The sequence below is a fragment of the Chitinivibrionales bacterium genome (assembly GCA_035516255.1).
In the GTDB taxonomy this organism is placed as follows: Bacteria; Fibrobacterota; Chitinivibrionia; order Chitinivibrionales; family FEN-1185; genus FEN-1185.
Genome location: DATJAL010000049.1, coordinates 46321 through 64483, shown reverse-complemented (window position 1 = coordinate 64483; position 18163 = coordinate 46321). Strand labels below are relative to the sequence as shown.

Sequence of the window (18163 nt, the reverse complement as noted above, 5' to 3'; positions counted from 1 at the left end):
GCAGCGGGATCAGTCATGCATAATATCGCTGAAGGATTTGACGCAGAATCAAATACTGAGTTCGTTCGGTTTCTTCGATACGCCAAACGGGGAACCTTAAACCTTTGAATTTGGAAGACAAATCAATAATAATTAATTAAACGGAGGTTGTTTATGAGTCCAGTTGTCAAGATGTGCGGTATGCTGGTATGCATATGCGGGCTGCTCTCGATTGCCAGTGCCCAGATGAAAATCGGGTACATCAACATCGAGGAGATCTTTCGCAACTACGCCGGCACGAAGGAGGCGCAGTCGAAGATGGACAAGGAAGTGGCGAAATGGGAACAGGACGCTTCGACACGCCAGAAGGAGATCAAGGACCTCAAAGATCAGCTCGACAAGCAGAGCCTGCTGCTTTCCGCCGAGCGCAGGGCCGAAATCGAGGCGAAGCTGAAGCAGAAGATGCAGGACTACCAGGATTTTCTTCAGACCAAGTTCGGCAACAAGGGCGAGGTGCTCTCGAAGAACGAGGAGCTCACCAAACCGATCATCGACAAGATACAGAAAATCATCGACAAGATCGCAAAAGACGAAAACTACGATTTTATCCTGGACGCCCGCGCGGGCGGAGTGATCTTCGCTAAGCCGGCCTACAACCTCACCGAGCGCGTGCTCAACATCCTCAACAAGGACTAGGCAGGCGTGGAGCTTGAGCGGATCGCGCAGCTGCTTGGGTGCGGCCTCGACGGACGGCACCGCGGCATCGTTATCGAACGTATCGCGGACCCGCAGGACGCGGACGGCCGTTCCATCACGTTCGTCTCCAGTCCGAAGTACCTTCCGTTTGCGGAGCAGTCACAGGCGAAAGTGGTCATAGTCGCAAAAGGCAAGCCTGTCGCGGGAAAGGTCTGCCTCGAGGTGGACGACCCCTATGCGGGGTTTGCGAAGGTCGCGCAGCTGTTCGAAGACCGGTCGCCCCTTTTTGACGGGCCGAAGCATCCCACCGCGCTCATCCATCCGACCGCGATTGTGCACGAGACAGCGTTCGTGGGGCCGTACTCCGTTGTCGGAAAAAAATGTCGCATCGGTAAAGGAACCGTGATCGGCGCGCATTGCGTCATCGAGAACGGCGCCGCGGTGGGCGAGGACTGCCGTATCGATTCGGGCGCCGTGGTCCGCAGGAATTGCAAAATCGGAAACCGGGTGATCATACAATCGTGCGCCGTGATCGGAAGCGAAGGCTTCGGCAACGCCCGCGAGGCCGGAACATGGATCCGCATCCCGTCGTTCGGGGCCGTGGTCATCGAAGACGGCGCGGAAATCGGCGCATGCACCACCATCGACCGCGGCACCCTCGGCGACACGGTCATCGGGGCGGGCGTGAAGCTCGACAACCTTATCCAGGTGGCGCATAACGTGGCCATCGGCGAGCACACCGCAATCGCGGCTCAGGCGGGTATTTCGGGAAGCACGAAAATCGGCAGGCGCGTGATCGTGGGCGGCCAGGCGGGGTTCGCCGGCCATAATGAAATAGGAGATGACGCATTTGTCAATGCTCAGTCGGGCGTGGCGAAGGACGTTGCCGCCGGCGCGAAGGTGAGCGGCTCTCCTTCCCGCGATTTCATGACTTTGCGCAGGCTGGAGGCCGCCACCATGCGGCTTCCCGAGGCGCTCAAGGAGATCAAGCAGCTAAGGAAGGAATTGGATGAAATAAAAAATAGCCGCAGAGGCACGGAGGACACGGAGAAGAAATAGTGAAGAGTGAAGAGTGAAGGGTGAAGAAAATCACCTTAGAGGAACCAAGAAAAGGTTAAGTAAAAAAATGATTCTGACCGCTGACCGGTGACATCTGATTGCTAAAATTTAAACGGATTGCCGTCAACCGTAAACTGCTAACTGTCAACCAATTAACAAATCGATCAAGGACAAGGTACCATGCCCCTCCAGCACACCATCCAGAAATCGGTCTCCCTTTCCGGCACAGGCCTTCACATGGGGGAAATGACCAAGGTCACGCTCCATCCCGCGCCCGACAACGATGGCATCAGGTTCGTGCGCGCCGACGTGAAGGACTCCCCCGAGATCGAGGCCGACATCGACAACGTGGTGGACATCGCCCGCGGCACTACCATCGGCAAGAACGGCGTGAAGGTGCATTCGGTGGAGCACCTTATGAGCGCGTTCGCCGGCCTCGAGATCGACAACTGCCGGGTGGAGATTGACGCGCCGGAAATCCCGCTCATGGACGGCAGCGCGCTTCCCTTCGTGGAACTCATCCAGCGCGCCGGCATCGCCGAGCAGGAGTCGCAGCGGGAGATCCTCGTGATCGACGACTCGATGCTGGTTGAGATGAGGGACAACATCACTTTCGGCATCCTGCCGTCGAACAATTTCCGCGCCACCATCATGATCGACTACAACCACCCGGCGCTGGGCGCGCAGCACACCACGCTGTTCGCGTTGCATGACTACGTGAATGATTTCGCGCCGGCGCGCACCTTCTGCTTCCTGTCGGAAATCGAGAAGCTGCGCGAGTCCGGCCTCATCAAGGGGGGACGGCTTGACAACGCGGTGGTGGTGCAGGACATCGAGCTCACCCGCGAGCATATTTCCTACATGCGCAAGCTGTTCGACTGGAAAGGGCCCATTGAAAAAGGGGACAACGGGTTCGTCAACAGCACCAAGCTGCGCTTCCCCAACGAGCTGGCCCGCCACAAGATGGTGGACATGCTCGGCGACTTCTACCTGCTCGGCAGGCCGCTCTTGTGCCACGTCCAGGCGGCGCGCACCGGTCATGCCGCGAACATCGAGATGGCGAAGAAGATCCGCGAGTACCTCAGGAAAAAGAAGAAGAAAACGGAGGCCGGGGAGTCGCCGGTGCCGTTTGAGGAGATCTGCGCGATCCTGCCGCACCGGTACCCGTTCCTGCTCATCGACCGGGTGCTCGAAATAGAGCCGCGCAAGAAAATCGTGGCCGTCAAGAACGTTACCTACAATGAGCCGTTTTTCCAGGGCCATTTCCCCGGCGACCCCGTCATGCCCGGCGTGCTCCAGATCGAGGCCATGGCCCAGGCCGGCGGCATCATCGGCCTGCACGGCAAGAAATTCGACAAGGGCAACGCCATCGCCTTCCTCGGCATCGACAAGGCGCGCTTCCGCGGCTGGGTGAAACCGGGCGACGTGCTGCGCATCGAGGTGGAAACCCTGCAGGACCGGCGCAACACCATGCGGTTCGGCGGAAAATGTTACGTGGGCGACAAGCTCGTGTGCGAGGCCGAGCTGTTCGCCATGCTGGGGAAAAAGGGGGACGCGATCTAGTGGCCGCCGTCATCCATCCCAGCGCGATTGTTGACAAAGGCGCAAGCATCGGCGCCGATGTCTCCATCGGGCCGTACGCCGTGGTCGAAGGTGACGTGGTGATCGGCGACCGGTGCGAGATCGGCCCGCATGCGCTGATCGCAGCCGGCACGCGGCTGGGAAAGCAGTGCAGGATCTTCAAGGGCGCGTGCCTGGGGTCGGTGCCGCAGGACCTGAAGTTCGGCGGCGAGAAGACCCTGTTGCGCATCGGCGAGAACACCACGATCCGCGAATTCTGCACGCTCAACCGCGGTACCATGGCAACGGGCGAGACCGTGATCGGCAGCAACTGCCTGTTCATGGCCTACTGCCACGTGGCGCACGACTGCCGCATCGGCGACCACCTCGTCGCGGCGAACACGCTCAACCTCGCCGGCCACGTGGAGCTGGGCCACCATGTCAACATCGGAGGCACCTGCGCCATCACCCAGTTCCGCAAGGTGGGCGACTACTGCCATCTCAGCGCGTATTCCCTCATTATCAAGGACGTGGCTCCGTTCGCCATCACCGCGCCCGGCCCCATGCGCGTGGTGGGCATCAACCGCATCGGCCTTTCGCGCGCGGGATTTTCCGAGGAGCGGCGCCGGAACATCAAACGGGCGTACAAGATCCTGTTCAGGAGCGGGCTCACCGCGACGGAGGCGTGCGCCAGGCTTTCGGCCGACTTCACGGGCGACAAGGACGTGGAGGCGATAATTGCGTTTGTAAAGAGCTCAACCAAAGGATTGCTGCGGATGACGGAGCGGGAAGATCAAGAAGAAGGAGAGCGATAAAATTTCCATGTGGGGGAAGCTTCCCCCTCGCTGCGGCCCGGTCTCGCTTCATGTTAAAAAAATAGTAATACCAGCGAGCCGGTCCTCCGCTACCCCCTCCTGGGTGCGGCCGGGTGCCGACAGTCGCGAGATTCACCCGTTCGCTGGGCGCACCCGCGGAGAGCAGTTGAGAAGAAATTAAATCCGTCAACTATCTAATTTCTTTTTGCCAGCCTTCGATTCCACTCTTATTCTCACCCAATCGTTTTCGTTCTTGGACCCAAATGTTTCCTTGATAAATTCCTCAGGATCGAATTTGTCAAACACCGTCATCCGAAGCTCTGTCATTCCATCCATGAGCATTTTATGATCAAGCGATTTCACAATCTTCTTCTTTAAAGCTTTTTCGCTGAAATCAAATACATACGCACCGTCCCCAGTTTTCCGTAACATATAGGGAAGTCCTTTTTCCGCAAACCATACTTTTGGCTCAAAAGGGAAGGGTGAACGGATGGAGAGCGACCATGAGGATGGTTTTTCATCAACAATGTTCTTGATCGTCCCCCAATCTCCCAGCACCTTGTTTATTCGTGAAAGACGCGCCGGATGAGGCAACCCATTTTCTAGGAGTTCGACGCCCCGTCCAATCCACAAAAGCGTGATAATGTCATCCCCGGTTATCCAACAGGAAGAATTCCCTTTTGACCAGAAGGAGCCGCCAAACCCAGCGTAACACCCGGCCAAATCCGGTTCGGTAATCATGAGGGTGCGTGCCAGCGCCGCGCCCGCGCTCTGGCGCGGCAGCCCGCGGCAGCGGTCGTTCAGATGAACGAGAAACGAGATTTCCTTTTTGGATGATTGCCAGAGTTTCATTTTTTCGGATAGCACTGATGCCTGAAGCGTGCTTTTATGACATTGAGCGGTCATGAGCGTGCGGCTTTTATCATCGCACACTCCGCAAGCCAGGCATTTTCCATCATATCCAACCGTCCCCAGGCAATATCCTTTATCAACAAACGTCAGCGCGGCTCCGTGCTGTTTGACAAGAAATGCCCGGTCGACGCCGGTTTCAAAGGTCAGCCAGGGTTTATCGTCGTCGCCGCGCGAACTTCCGGCGGTCAGCGATTCAGGCCGGATCCCAAGCGCGCCGCATCGGTCAATAAATGATTTGACGAATGACGCGGGCACGGAACGGTAATAGACATAGCCGGTGTCGCGGATTGCGGAAAGTAAAGCATCATACGTCCCCGGATCAGAAACGCGCGCAAGTATTTGGGACAAATGATAGTCGCAGACATCGCTTGACATCCTGAATTCAAATCCGTGCTTCTCAACGGCCGTGCGCACGGCTGCGATCACCGGTTTAAGGGCGTCAGGGCCGGTCGCGTCCTCGAATTCAAGCGGCGTCCACGGGAACCGCACGAGCGGCGTTGCCGAGAAAATGATGCGCGGGGCATGCGCGGCCTTGGCCGCGTGTTCCTTGATAAAGCGCAACAACGCTTCAAAATCAGTAAAGTCCTGTTTTTCTTCCTTTCCGGTGATCAGAAGAAAAATCTTAAGCTCGCGCATTTTCGAAGAAAGAATGGAAACGAGGCTCTTTTCGAGGTCGGCCTCCGAAAGGCTTTTGTGCAGATAGCGCCGGAGGCGCGGCGATATGCCCTCCAGCCCGCAGGTGAGGCTTGTCTTTCCCGCCGCGTGCAGAAGCGGGAGCATGCCGGGCTGCGCCGCAAGCATGTCGAACCGCTGGCTCTTAAGGCCGATCGCGGGAAAAATATCGGCCAGGCCGCCCAGGATACGGCCGAAGCCCGAGTGCATGTTGAAGTTGAAGCTGTACAGTTCGACTTTGTCAAGTCCCATGCCGGCCTTCATCCGGCCGGCGTCTTTGATGATATCGTCCGCCGGTACTTCGCGATACGGTTTGCGCACATAACTTTCGCTGCAGAAACTGCAAAAGCACGGGCAGCCTTCCGAGATCTGCAGGTTTCCCGTGCCGTACTGCCCTTCAAGATTGAAGACCGGCGCGTCAATGAGCAGGCTGTTGAGATCCGTCGCCGTTTGAATATGCCGTTTTGTTTTTTTCGGCTTGTCCGGCTGGATGAATCCTGGGATTTTCTCGAGTCGCTCCAGTGTTTCCGACTTGGAAAGTCCTTTTTTCTTCCCGTCGGCACAGGTCTTAAAAATATCGGCAATGCATTCCGTTGATTCGCCGAAAAAGATACCGTCAACCGGAGGCTCGGGCGTGAAAAACACCGAAGTGTGTAAAGCGTTTGATCCGCCGAGAATGACCAGCGGAACGGAAGGATCTGTGAGCCGGGCGCTCTTGGCAGGCGGAATGCCGCTGTTTTCGAGCATGAGTGGCACGTTCACCAGTTCCTGCACGATTGAGTTTGAAAAGGCGATTAGGTCAAAATCGCGCGGCCCGCGTTTTGTGCCAATCCCCATGAGCCACGGCACATCGTCGCGCAAAAAGACGGGCGCATCATTGACAGGAGGGAGAAAGGCGAAGTCAGGAAACAAGCCCTGCCTTCGCGCGATCTGGTACAACACCTTGTGTGAAAACGATTCCGCGGTGTCGAAGTAGGTGGAAAGCCGGGTGATGAGAATCTTGAACGGTCTTTTGTCATATTCCGATACGGAAAGCGTGTTAAGTTCGCCGCCCCGAAGCCAGAGGCCGTGGCCGGTGAGGAAGGGGTAGGTTGTTTCGTACCAGGAGGCGTAGGAAGACATGAAAAGAAAATAATTTGAGCGATGAACGGTCAGCAGACAGCGGTCGTAAGAAAGCGGCGAGTGGGCCGTGTGACTTTAATAAATTTCTCCGTGCGGCACGGCACTCCGGGCCGTGTTTTTCCTACCGCAACTTGAATCATGGTGCTTGGAACTTGCGCGCCGGATACGTTCCGCAGTCCTGAATTAGTATTAACCCCTCCTGTCCCAAATCGCAATATATTGCATTTCCAATTCCCTCCCCTCACGGAAACACATATTTTATTTGGTCTTTTAAACCTTACAACAATCTCCGTCCATCGGACTGGGAAAGGCCCGGATATGTTCACCCATAAAAGAGTCAACGCGGCACTGGCAATTCTTGTCATGCTCATTTCTGCCATCGTCTACATCATGACCGCGGGGCCGACCGTGGCGCTGTGGGACTGCGGCGAATACCTTGCCTCCTCGGCCTGCCTCGGCATCCCGCACCCGCCCGGCACGCCGCTGTTGATTCCCATGGGGCGCGTCTTTTACCTCGCCTTGTCGTTTCTCAAGGACCCTGGGTTCAGGTTGAACCTGATCGCGGTGTTCGGCAGCGCGTTCACCGCGCTGTTCATATACCTGATCATCGTGCGTGCGTTGTGGTACGTGGTCGGCGAGGCTGACACCATGTGGAAACGCCTGACACTGTATTGCGGGGGCGTGACGGGAGCGCTTTTGTGCGCCTTCAGCAACACGTTCTGGTTCTGCTCGCTTGAATTCTCCGAGCAGTGCAACGTATGCCTTCTTCCCGTGGTGATCACCCTATGGCTCGCGCTCGTGTGGGCACAATCGAAAGACCCGAAGCGCGACCGGCTCCTGCTCCTGCTCGCATACCTCGGCTTTTCGGGCGTCGGCATGCACATGATCTCGGGCATCACCCTGCCGGCGATATTCCTTTTTGTCATGATGGTTGACAAACAGAAACGCTTCGACTGGCGCCTGTGGATCGTGGGCGTGGGCATGGCGACCTTCATGTACAACCTTTCGTGGTTCATCGCGGTGAGCCTCGTCTGTACGGCGGTCACGTTCATCATGATGTTCGCGCAGGGGCAGAACAAGGCAAAGTGGCAGTTCTGCTTCTGGTTCTCGTTCATGGCCGTGGTCGGTTTTTCGAACCACATCTACATGCCGATACGCTCGGCGCTCAACCCGATCATCGACGAGGACCATCCCGTGACATGGCAGGCCTTCGCGGCCACGCTCGACCGGAAGCAGTACGGCTCCGAGAGCATGGTGTCGCGATCGTTTTACCGCCGCGGGGCCCTGTCGCGGCAGTTCGGGATCGAGAGCAACATGGGCTACGGCGGGTTCCACCTGACGCAGTTTTTCCATTTCTCCCTTAAAGACACCCAGAAAAATTTCATGGAGGGAAACTTCGGCATCGGCTTTCTCAAGCTGCTTGTCTACCTGCTGCCCACCGCATTCATGTTCATGGCATGGTTCTACTATTACCGGAAAAACAGGAACGCCGCGATCATGCTGATCCTGGTGACGCTCATGACCACCGTGATCCTCACGTGGTATATGAATTTCGCCGACGGCACAAAGCCCGAGCACCAGGACCTTCTCGCCTGGGCGCGCGCGGGCAGGGAAGGCGCGCCGCCCAACGTGCACCGCGAGGTGCGCGTCCGTGATTATTTCTGGAACGCCGGCTTCATGTTCTACGGCATGTGGCTCGGCATCGCTTCGGGCCTCTTTCTGGCCTATTTATTTACAAACAAGAACAGACTCCTGCGCACCACCGCGGCGCCCCTGTGCGCCGTGGCGATGTTCGTGTCGCCCGCCCTCCCCCTCGCCCAGAACTGGGGCCCGCGCGACCGCCACATGAACTGGATCCCGTTCGATGCCTCGTACAACCTACTCATGTCGTGCGACAAGGACGCCCTGCTCATCACCAACGGCGACAACGACACGTTCCCCCTGTGGGCGCTCCAGGAGGCATACGGCATCCGCAAGGACGTCCGCCTCATCAATCTGAGCCTGCTCAACACCGACTGGTACATCAAGCAGCTCAAGGACGTGCCCCCCAAGGCGCCCATCTCGTTTTCAACCGCCCAGATCGACGCGCTCAACGCGGAGCTGAACCCGTTCGAGGACCCGACGCAGTACACGCTGCCCAACGCGGGGATCAACGTGGTCATTCCGGGCCGGCGCCAGCTTAACGTTCTGCGCGTGCAGGACAAGATGGTGCTTAACATCGTGGATTCGAACCGGTGGCGCAAACCGGTGTATTTCGCGGTCACCGTGTCTGACGACAACTTCATGGGGCTCGATCCCTACCTCCAGATGGAGGGCCTTGCCTTCCGGATCACGCCGGCCATGATTCCGCAGGACCGGCGCATGGACGTGGACAAAACGGTCTATCTTCTTGACAAAGTATTCAGGTACGGCACCGGCAAGATCACCGACGAGCCGGTGGACGAGGCGGCAAAGGGCCTGCAGGCCAACTACACCGCCTGCTACGTGGAGATGGCGCTCATGCTCCGCAAGCCGCTGCAGGAACAGAAGGCGCGTCTCGATTCGCTCCAGACGCAGATCGCATCCGCCGGGAGCGGGAGCGCGCCCCTGATCGAGGAGAAAAAGGCCGCCTTCATGGCGCTGGAGAAGGAATATAACGCGAAGCTGGACATGGTCACCACCGAGCTCGGAAAATGCATTTCGATCGTGCCCTGGGACTGGCGGCCGCGCGCGCTGCTGCAGGAATATCTCGTGAACCACGGCAGGCTGGCCGAGGCCGAAACATGCGCCCGCGAGGCAATGAAGAGCGACCCGAGAAATCCGGAATACGTGCGCATGCTGGCGCAGGCGCTCGAAATGCAGGGTAAGAGCAGGGAGGCGATTCCGGTGCTCAAGATGCTTCTGGCCCGCGACCCGGACTATTACAGCGGCTACGAAAGCCTGGCGAAAATGTACGTGAACCTGCGACAGTTCGACAGCGCGCTTCTGGCCATCAACGCGTTCCAGGAGTCCCATCCGGGCGACCGGAGGGCGGACGAGCTGCGCAGCCAGATTGCGGCAATCGCGGCGAAAGAACGGCCGCAGGCGGCGCTGACACCGCCGGGACTGGCGGTTCCGGCGCCCATGCCGAAGAAATAAAAAGGGTTTTTGTTTGAAAATGAGAACGCCGGCGGGTGTTTGACGCTCGACGGCGTTTTTGATTTTAATGCAGGCTTTTTTATTAAAGATTCAGGGCGTTCCCCCGTTGCGTAGGGGCTGTTCGCGAACCCGCCCCTACACGCCGGGGGAACGCCCATTTTATTAATTTTTTATTTTCTTTTCTTCAATCGGCTATTCATCGCAACCATGCGCCGATAATACTCATCCTTTTCTAATTTTGTTTTCGCCTGGTTGTAATGCGTCATGTGCTCGAGGTAAAACATTTCCCTGCGCTTGAGCTTTAAAAAGGCGGACAGCTTAAGCACCAGGAGGTCGCCGAGGTTTCGCTTGGCCTGGAGCACGAGAAAAATGTGGCTGGGCGCGAGCAGGCCGATGTGCTTTGCAAGGGCGCGGAACGAAAGCGACGGGTCTTTTTTCCGCATCGCCTTGATCGCGTCCCTGAGGAATTTGCGGTAATCGGTGTAACGAAAAATGTCCGGCATCGGTGCATTCCTTTTATTGGGGGGTGGAAAATAACGGATTAAGTATAATTGATTTCACCCGACTCTTTCCATACATATTTATTACATTTCTTGGAGGCATTCTATTAGGCAGTCCCGCCCGAGCATATGTTACAGGATTTCGAATACCGGCCGTTCAAATCTCCGTTGCTTGTTGCTCCCTCCGCCCACATTTATTATTTATAATTCATCACACGCGGGGCATGATCCATGAATTTTTTTTCCGCTTTAAAAAAAACAAAAAAAAGGCGCATTCTCGTCGTTTCCGCGGGCGGGCCGCAGAGCGGGATCCAGTGCATCTATTTCTGCGCCGAGGGGGACGCGTGGGAGTCCGTTGCCCATGCGATTCTTCCGTATCCTGACCCCGTTGAACAGCTCGTGGAAACGCTTGCGCTCAATCCCGCGGCCGCAATAGGGCTCGACCGGCTTGCGTGGCTCGACCAGCGGCTGTCGTACCTGTTCCTCGAATGCGCCCGGACCGCGCTGTCGCATGCGCATAAGTCAATGCGCCAGCCGCACTTCGTCGTGATGAACCCCTGCACGCTCTTCAGGGGGCCGGCGGGCGACGGGGACCAGGCGCGCGTCTGGGACGTCACGCTCGGCGACGCGCAGCTGCTTGCCTCTGCCCTGAAGGTCCCGGTCATCACCGGGTTCGGCAGGCACGGCATCCTGGCCGGCGCCGACGGCGGGCTGCCGCTGTTTCCGGGCAACGCGAAAATCGCCAAGCACGCCGAGCCTGTTTCCCTTTACCTCAACATCGGGCTCGTCGCGCACATGGCCGTGGTTGACAACCAGGCAATGGCCATCGTGCTCGACAGCGACATCGGGCCCGGCACCTGCCTCATCAACCTGGCCGCGCGCGAGGCCGGCTGCCAGGACGGGTTCGACCGCGACGGCTCGTTCGCGGCAAAGGGCAAGGTGGACAGCGCGTGCCTGGGCGCGCTCATGGCGCACGAATGGTTTTCCCGCCCCGCGCCGAAGCAGGCGTTTCTGCAGGAACTTGCGGCGCTATATTCCCTTCCACAGGTTGCGGCCCTTTCACCGCTCGACCGGCTCGCGACGCTCACCGCGCTCACGGCGCGGTCCGCGTTTGAATTCTTCAAGCGCGAGTACCGGCAGGTGATTCCCGCTGAAGTCGTTTGGCTTTCGGGCGGCGGCGCCAACAACCTGACGCTTATCGAATATCTGGGTACCTATTTTGATCCGGTCAAGGTGAAAAGCGTCGAGGAATCCGGCATTCCCGCCGCGCTCCGCATCCCGCTTGCGCTCGGCCTTTCGGTGCACGAATATATTTCGGGGCACCGCGGCCCGTGGAACGTCCGCCCCAATCCGGAAATAAGGGGGATTGGAAGATGGGTGTTTCCGTGAAGTTTACAAAAAGAGAAGACCTGGGCGCCCCGCCGAAGACGGCGGCGGCCCTCGGACCGCCCCGACGCTTGTCCGGCGGGGTCGGCCGGCAATTCGCTCCGGCTCACCACTCCAGTCCGGCCTGGCGCGAAAACATGCGAATCCAGATCTCGCTGTTTTTAAATGACGTCTTAATACCTTCGGAAATGCTTTAAAATTCCCCTCGCAATGGGTTATTTTTATCACCGCTCAGTAATAACCATTGCGCCGCATTTTCCAAGGCCGAAAAAACGTGAAAATAACCTTTATTTATCCCCGCTTCGAAAAGTTCCTCCTCAACAACCCCGAATTGGACAAGGGGCTGGTCGAATATTTTCTCGGCGATTTCACCACGCCGCCGTCGCTGGGCATCCCCATCCTCGCGTCATTGACGCCGCCGGAATTCGAGGTCGAGCTCATAGACGACAACGCGGGCGACCCGGTGGATTTTTCCGCGAAAACCGACCTTGTCGCGATCAACTGCTTCACGCCGCAGGCGCAACGCGCGTTTGAAATAGGGGACGGGTTCAGGGCGGCGGGCGCTAAGGTGATCATGGGAGGATTTTTCCCGTCGTTCATGGCGGAGGAATGCCTCAAGCACGCCGATGCGGTGAACACCGGCGAGGGCGAGCCCACGTGGCCCGTCATACTGAACGATCTCAAAGCCGGCGCCTTGAAAAGGATTTACAAGGGCGGCTGCTCGTTCAATCTGGCCGACATGAAAATTACGCGGCGCGACCTTTTTTACAAAAAAGACTATTACGACTGGGACGAGGACCTTGTGCAGCTCACGCGCGGGTGCACGTACAACTGCGCGATGTGCGCCATACCCGCGCACATGGGCGGCAGGATTCGGTTCAGGCCCATTGACAAGGTGGTGGAGGAGATCCGCGGGCTCAAATACGAGAACGTGTATCTCGCCGACGACACGCTTTTCTTCACCCAGCGCAAAATGACCGAATACGCGCAGAGTCTGCTCAACGCGCTCATCCCGCTGGGGAAGAAATATTTCGTCTCCTCCACCATGGCGCTCAACACCGACGAAAAACTCCTTTCCCTCATGGCGGCCGCGGGCGTCAAGAATTTCTACTGCACGCTCAACGTTGACCCGATCTCGATCCGCGCGCTTGCCGGCGGGGCCAGGGAACGGCGGATGCTGTTTGATCTTGTCAAGAAGCTCAGCGACCACGACATCAGGTTTTTCGGGTCGTGCGCCGTTGGACGCGACTGGGACGAGAAGGGCATCGGCGACCGTGTGGTGGAGCTGTTCGACAAGGCCGGCATCCACACGTCTGAATTTTTCCTATTCACCCCGTATCCCGGCTCGGTGCACTGGGATCGCCTCGAGCGCCAGAACCGCATCGTTGACAAAAACTGGTCGCATTACAACGGCGCGCACGTGGTGTTCGAGCCGCTCAACATGACGCGCGACGAGCTGTACAGGGAATTCATCGGCCTGTGGAACAACTTCTACCGGCTCCAGAAGGATTCTCATGCCGCAAGCCTTGAGCCGGCCACATGGAAAAACGGCCGACGCGCCGTGGGCAAGCCGCTCGAGCGCCGGGGCGTGAGGGGCCAGGCCGCGGTCACGGGCATCGGCGCCTTGAGTCCCATCGGCAACAGCTGCGCGGACATCACGGCGGCGCTGCGCGAGGGGAGGCACGGGCTTGCGCCCATCACCCTGTTCGACGCGCGCCATTTCCGCACCGACCTCGGCGGCGAGATAAAGGGGTTCGATGCGGGCAAGGTTCTTGACGAAGAGGAAATTAGGGAATACGGAGACAAATACCTGCATTTCGGCATCGCCGCGGGCCGCGCGGCCATGGCGGACGCGAAGATCGAATGCCTGCCGCGCGCCGCGCGGCGCGACATCGCGCTCGTACTCGGCACGTGCAACGGCGGCCTGCTGTCCGCCGAGGAGGAGTATAAATGGCTGCATGGAAAGGGCGACAAGATTTTTGACGAGAAGATGAACCTTCAGGCGCAGTATTACGGGTTCGGCAAGGCGCTGTCGCGCGCGCTCGGCACCGGCGGCGAGCCCTGGCTGGTCACCACTGCCTGTTCGTCAACGACCGGCGCGCTGGGTCTGGCCGCGTCGCTTATCAATCTCGGGCTGTATTCCACGGTGATCGTGGGCGGATCGGACACGCTCTGCGTCGCCAACGTGAGCGGGTTCAACGGCCTCAAGGCGGTGTCGACCGGCCGCACCGCGCCGTTTTCCCTGCCGGCAGGCCTTAACATAGGCGAGGCCTCGGTGTTCTGGGTGCTCGAAGACATGGAGCAGGCGCTGTTGCGCCACATCCGCATTTACGGAAAAATCGCCGGCCACGCGTTGACCTCCGACGCCTACCATCCTACCTCGCCCGACCCTCGGGGCGACGGCGTGTATAAAACGCTTGTGAACGCGCTCAATGACGCGGGCGTCAAGCGGGACGACATCGGCTGCATCAACGCGCACGGCACCGGCACCGAGGCGAACGACCGCGCCGAATCAAAGGGCATCGCCAAGTTCTGCGGCACGGCCGCGATTCCGGTCACGTCAACAAAGTCATTTTTCGGCCATTGCATGGGCACTACCGGCATGCTGGAGGCCACCTGCAACCTGCTCGCCATGAACAATGGATTCATTCCGCCCACGCTCAATTTCTCGGAGCCGCGGCCCGGCTGCGCGCTCGACTATGTTCCCAACAACGCGCGCGACAAGGAATACAATGCCTTTCTTTCCGCGAATTACGCGTTCGGCGGCAACAACGCGGCGGTGTGCGTTGCCAAATGGGACTTTCCCCTGCCGCCGCGCAGGCGCGAGCTTTCCCGCGTGGTAATCACCGGCCTCGGCACGGTCACCTCGCTGGGACTCGGCATCACAAGAACGCTTGATGCGCTGCGGCGCGGCGCGGTGGGCATCGGGCCTGCCGGCAGGCTCGGGCACACGACATCGGCGTCGAAACTGGCAGGGCTCGTGCCGCCGTTTACCGCGCAGGACGTTGACCGCAGGCTTGACTTTGCGCAAATGAACCTGTTGAGCTCCTATGCCACCGCAGCGTCGAAGCTCGCGCTCGACCACGCGGGCCTGCGCGTGGGCCAGAAAAACGCGGCCGACGTGGGCATCGTGATGGGTGTGTGCAACGGCCCGCCCGAATCAGACCACATGAACAGCGTTTTCAAATCGGACAATTATCAGCCCGACATCGCCTGTTTTTCCAACATCACGGCAAACTCCACCGCTGGCTGGGTCTCCAATGCATTATGCCTCAAGGGAGTCAACATGACGCTTGCGCCCGGGCCGCACGCGGGGCTCGCGAGCGTGGCTTGGGCATTCAACGCCCTGCGGGAAAAGCGCGCAAAGGCGGTGTTCGCTTCCGCTGCCGACGAGGTGTATTACCAGAGCTTTTATAATTACGACCTCATCGGCTTCCTCAAACAGGGTGAGGCCGAGTCGGCGTATCACCTTGACATTTCGGAACCAAAGCGTAAGGTGATCGCGGAGGGCGCGGCCACCCTCGTGCTCGAAACGCTTGATGCGGCACGGGAGCGCGGCGCGACGGTCCTGGCCGAGGTGCTGGCGTACGGCATGAGCATTGACGGGAAGGAATTTTCCGGCCAGAGCATGGAACCGGCGGGGCTCGAACACGCCTGCGCAACGGCGCTTTCGCGCGCCGGACTTGCCTGGAACGACATCGGCCTCGCCGTGTGGGCGCCGCAGGGCAACGCGCAAGACAAAAAGGTGCTCGACGTTCTCGGACGCAACGCCGCGTCGGTCCCGCTCGCGGCAACGAGCTTCAACACGGGATACATCGAGACCGCGTCCATTCTTGTGACGGCCGCGGCCTCGCTTGAAAGCCTGCGCAACGGCGATGGGCTGTGGCCCCAGAAAACGGGGATCGCCGATCTTGACAACAGAAGACTCGGGCAGGTGCCACAGCACGTGCTGGCGCTGGCAAGCACCGACCTCGGTTATAATTTCACCGTCGTTTTCAAAACCGGAAGCTTTGTATCGTGAGGCAGCGCGTCGTCATCACCGGAATGGGCGCCGTGTGCAGCGCCGGCGCCGACTGCAATGCTTTTGCAGAGGCGGTACTGGCGGGGACGCCGTCGTTTTCGGCCATCGGAAGGCCCCATCTCTCACATTTCAGGGCAAGCCACGCGGGCATCATCCGGGAATTCGATATCCGCGGGCTTGTTGACGACCCGTGCGTGCATCGGCTTGACCGGTTCGTGCATTTTGCCGCGGCCGCCGCAAAGGAAGCGCTTTCACGGGCAGGCATTGCGCCGTCCGCGCTTTCGCGGAGAATGGGTCTTGTGTTCGCCACCTGCAGCGGTCCCATGCAGAGCATCGAGCGGCATTATGGCCGCATCCTCTCGGGCGATCTCTCGCTTTCCAAAGAGGAACTTTTCAGCCTCCGGTACTACTGCGGCGCAAAGTCGCTGGCCCATGTTTTCGGCATTGCCGGGCCGAGCGCGACCGTGGTCACGGCCTGCTCGGCGAGTACCGCCGCGATCGGTTTCGCCGCCGACCTCATACGGCTCGGCATCATCGACGCGGCGCTCGCGGGCGGCAGCGACACGTTCAGCGAGACCACGCTCGCGGGGTTCGACGGCCTCAAGGCCACCTGCGAAGGCACCTGCGCGCCGTTTTCAAAACCCGTGGGACTCAACCTGGGCGAGGGCGCCGGTTTCTTCGTGCTCGAAAACCTGGCGCATGCCCAGGGACGGAAGGCCGCGGTGTTGGGCGAAGTGATGGGGTTCGGCCTTTCGAACGACGCCTTTCACTGCACCGCGCCTGATCCTTCGGGCGCGGGCCAGGCGCTTTCCATGGAGCGCGCGCTCAACGACGCGGGTATTTCTCCTTCGTCAATAGCCTACATCAATGCGCACGGCACCGGCACCGAGGCAAACGACAAGGCCGAGACCAAGGCGATCCGCAAGGTGTTCGGCGAGCGCGCTGCGGCCATTCCGGTGAGCTCTACCAAGTCAATCATCGGACACTGCCTCGGCGCAGCGGGCTCGCTCGAGGCCGCTGCCGGCATCATGGCCCTTGCCAAAGGGTATTACCCGTCCACGGCGAATTTTTCGCAGCGAAGGGACGGCTGCACGCTCGATTATGTCCCGGAGGCGGGCCGCCGTGTCGGGCGCAGCGGGCCGATGTTGAAGAATAACTTTGCCTTCGGCGGCAACAATGCCAGCATCGTGGTGAATCCGCGTTTTGATCCGGCATATTCTCCTCCGGAAAATGGTTCGGACGAGCCGGTGGTGATCACCGGCATCGGTATCGTTTCCGCAGCCGGACTGGGCCATGCGCCGCTCATTGAGGCTGCGGCTTCAAAAAAAAACGCGCTCGGCGCCGATGCGTATTCGGGCGCGCCGCAGGTGCGGCTCGGCATGGTCCCTGCCTTTGCCATGGCCTCGGTTGACAAACGCATAGATGTGCGGAACATGGACAAGTCCAGCCTGTATGCCACCGCGGCGGCGCGCCTGGCGCTGAAACATGCCGGCAGTCCCGACAAGCTTGCCGGACGCGGCGGGGTGGGCCTGTTTCTCCATCTTTCGGCAGGGCCTTCGTGGGCCGAATCCGAGCACATCACCTCGCTGCTCAAGAAAAAATTCCGCATCGACCAGGTGGCGGCGTTTCCCTATATCGTCCCGAATTCGGTTGCCGGAAACATCTGCAAGGCGCTCCGTCTCACGGGGCACAACACCACCATCAGTTTCGGCCCGGGCGCAGGGCTCATGGGGCTCGGTTTTTCAATGGCCGCGTTACGGTGCGGCCACGCAAAGGCGCTGGTGAGCCTGTCGGTCGACGAACTTTCGGAAAGGATCGTCACCGATTTGCGCATGGCAGGCCTTCTGTCGTCCGGCGCTTTGTCATGGGGCGAGGGCGCCTGCGCAATCATGCTCGAGACAGCCTCGCACGCACAGGGCCGGGGCGCAAAAATATTGGGAAAGCTGTGTTCGGTGGAGTATTCGACCGAGACGGGCGATTGCATGAAGCCCGACGCTGACACCGCGCGGCTTGATGACACAATAAAAAGCGCCCTTGACAAAGCAGGGCTCGCCGCCTCGGGCATCGGCGCGGTTTGCTGCAATGCCGCCAATCCACGGGAAACGGCGGCTGTCGGGAAAGTTGTTGGAAAAAAGTTCGATAGCATCATCGATGTTTCACCCGCGCTGGGGTTCGCTGAAGCGTCGGCCCCGCTGTTTTCGCTCGCCCACGCTCTTTTGGGTTCGCCCTTGAGAAATGGGCATGACAACAAGTATATTCTCGTAGTTTTCAGCTCATCGCACGGGGTGAATTGCGCCGCCGTGATACAAAAAAACGGGTGAAAG

Annotated in this window: 10 protein-coding genes; 8 read left to right on the top strand and 2 right to left on the bottom strand. The window is 59.3% G+C overall.

The window, feature by feature from the left end:
* Nucleotides 1–153 precede the first annotated feature (153 nt).
* From VLX68_14435 to lpxA, 4 genes are all read left to right on the top strand, one after another.
* Entirely contained in the window at nucleotides 154–675 is a 522-nt protein-coding gene (locus VLX68_14435) for an OmpH family outer membrane protein (GenBank protein HUI93442.1), read from the top strand.
* Between the two features lie 6 nt (nucleotides 676–681).
* Nucleotides 682–1734, top strand: coding sequence for a UDP-3-O-(3-hydroxymyristoyl)glucosamine N-acyltransferase (lpxD, locus tag VLX68_14430; protein HUI93441.1), 1053 nt, complete (start codon nucleotides 682–684; stop codon nucleotides 1732–1734).
* A 180-nt stretch (nucleotides 1735–1914) separates the two neighbouring features.
* Complete coding sequence (locus VLX68_14425) at nucleotides 1915–3297, top strand: bifunctional UDP-3-O-[3-hydroxymyristoyl] N-acetylglucosamine deacetylase/3-hydroxyacyl-ACP dehydratase (protein HUI93440.1); 1383 nt, start codon at nucleotides 1915–1917, stop codon at nucleotides 3295–3297.
* The gene (lpxA, locus tag VLX68_14420; protein HUI93439.1) at nucleotides 3297–4109 is read left to right on the top strand and encodes an acyl-ACP--UDP-N-acetylglucosamine O-acyltransferase; all 813 of its coding nucleotides are present in this window, start codon (nucleotides 3297–3299) and stop codon (nucleotides 4107–4109) included. The genes VLX68_14425 and lpxA overlap by 1 nt, the downstream gene beginning before the upstream one ends.
* Nucleotides 4110–4295: 186 nt before the next feature.
* On the opposite strand, the gene VLX68_14415 is transcribed toward lpxA, so the two are convergent.
* Nucleotides 4296–6815 (bottom strand): radical SAM protein, encoded by a 2520-nt coding sequence (locus VLX68_14415; protein HUI93438.1) that lies wholly within the window; start codon nucleotides 6813–6815, stop codon nucleotides 4296–4298.
* A gap of 318 nt (nucleotides 6816–7133) precedes the next feature.
* On the opposite strand from VLX68_14415, the gene VLX68_14410 reads away from it, so the two are divergent.
* A complete protein-coding gene (locus tag VLX68_14410) occupies nucleotides 7134–9932 on the top strand; it encodes a DUF2723 domain-containing protein (protein ID HUI93437.1) in 2799 nt (932 codons plus the stop codon).
* Nucleotides 9933–10102: 170 nt separating this feature from the next.
* On the opposite strand, the gene VLX68_14405 is transcribed toward VLX68_14410, so the two are convergent.
* A complete protein-coding gene (locus VLX68_14405) occupies nucleotides 10103–10435 on the bottom strand; it encodes a TIGR02147 family protein (protein HUI93436.1) in 333 nt (110 codons plus the stop codon).
* A gap of 228 nt (nucleotides 10436–10663) precedes the next feature.
* On the opposite strand from VLX68_14405, the gene VLX68_14400 reads away from it, so the two are divergent.
* The 3 genes from VLX68_14400 (at nucleotide 10664) to VLX68_14390 (ending at nucleotide 18160) form a co-directional block, all read left to right on the top strand.
* Nucleotides 10664–11821 carry an anhydro-N-acetylmuramic acid kinase gene (locus VLX68_14400; protein ID HUI93435.1) on the top strand — a complete coding sequence of 386 codons (1158 nt, stop codon included), beginning with the start codon at nucleotides 10664–10666 and terminating at the stop codon, nucleotides 11819–11821.
* Between the two features lie 271 nt (nucleotides 11822–12092).
* Nucleotides 12093–15839 (top strand): beta-ketoacyl synthase N-terminal-like domain-containing protein, encoded by a 3747-nt coding sequence (locus VLX68_14395; protein ID HUI93434.1) that lies wholly within the window; start codon nucleotides 12093–12095, stop codon nucleotides 15837–15839.
* The gene (locus VLX68_14390) at nucleotides 15836–18160 is read left to right on the top strand and encodes a beta-ketoacyl-[acyl-carrier-protein] synthase family protein (protein HUI93433.1); all 2325 of its coding nucleotides are present in this window, start codon (nucleotides 15836–15838) and stop codon (nucleotides 18158–18160) included. The genes VLX68_14395 and VLX68_14390 overlap by 4 nt, the downstream gene beginning before the upstream one ends.
* Nucleotides 18161–18163 lie beyond the last annotated feature (3 nt).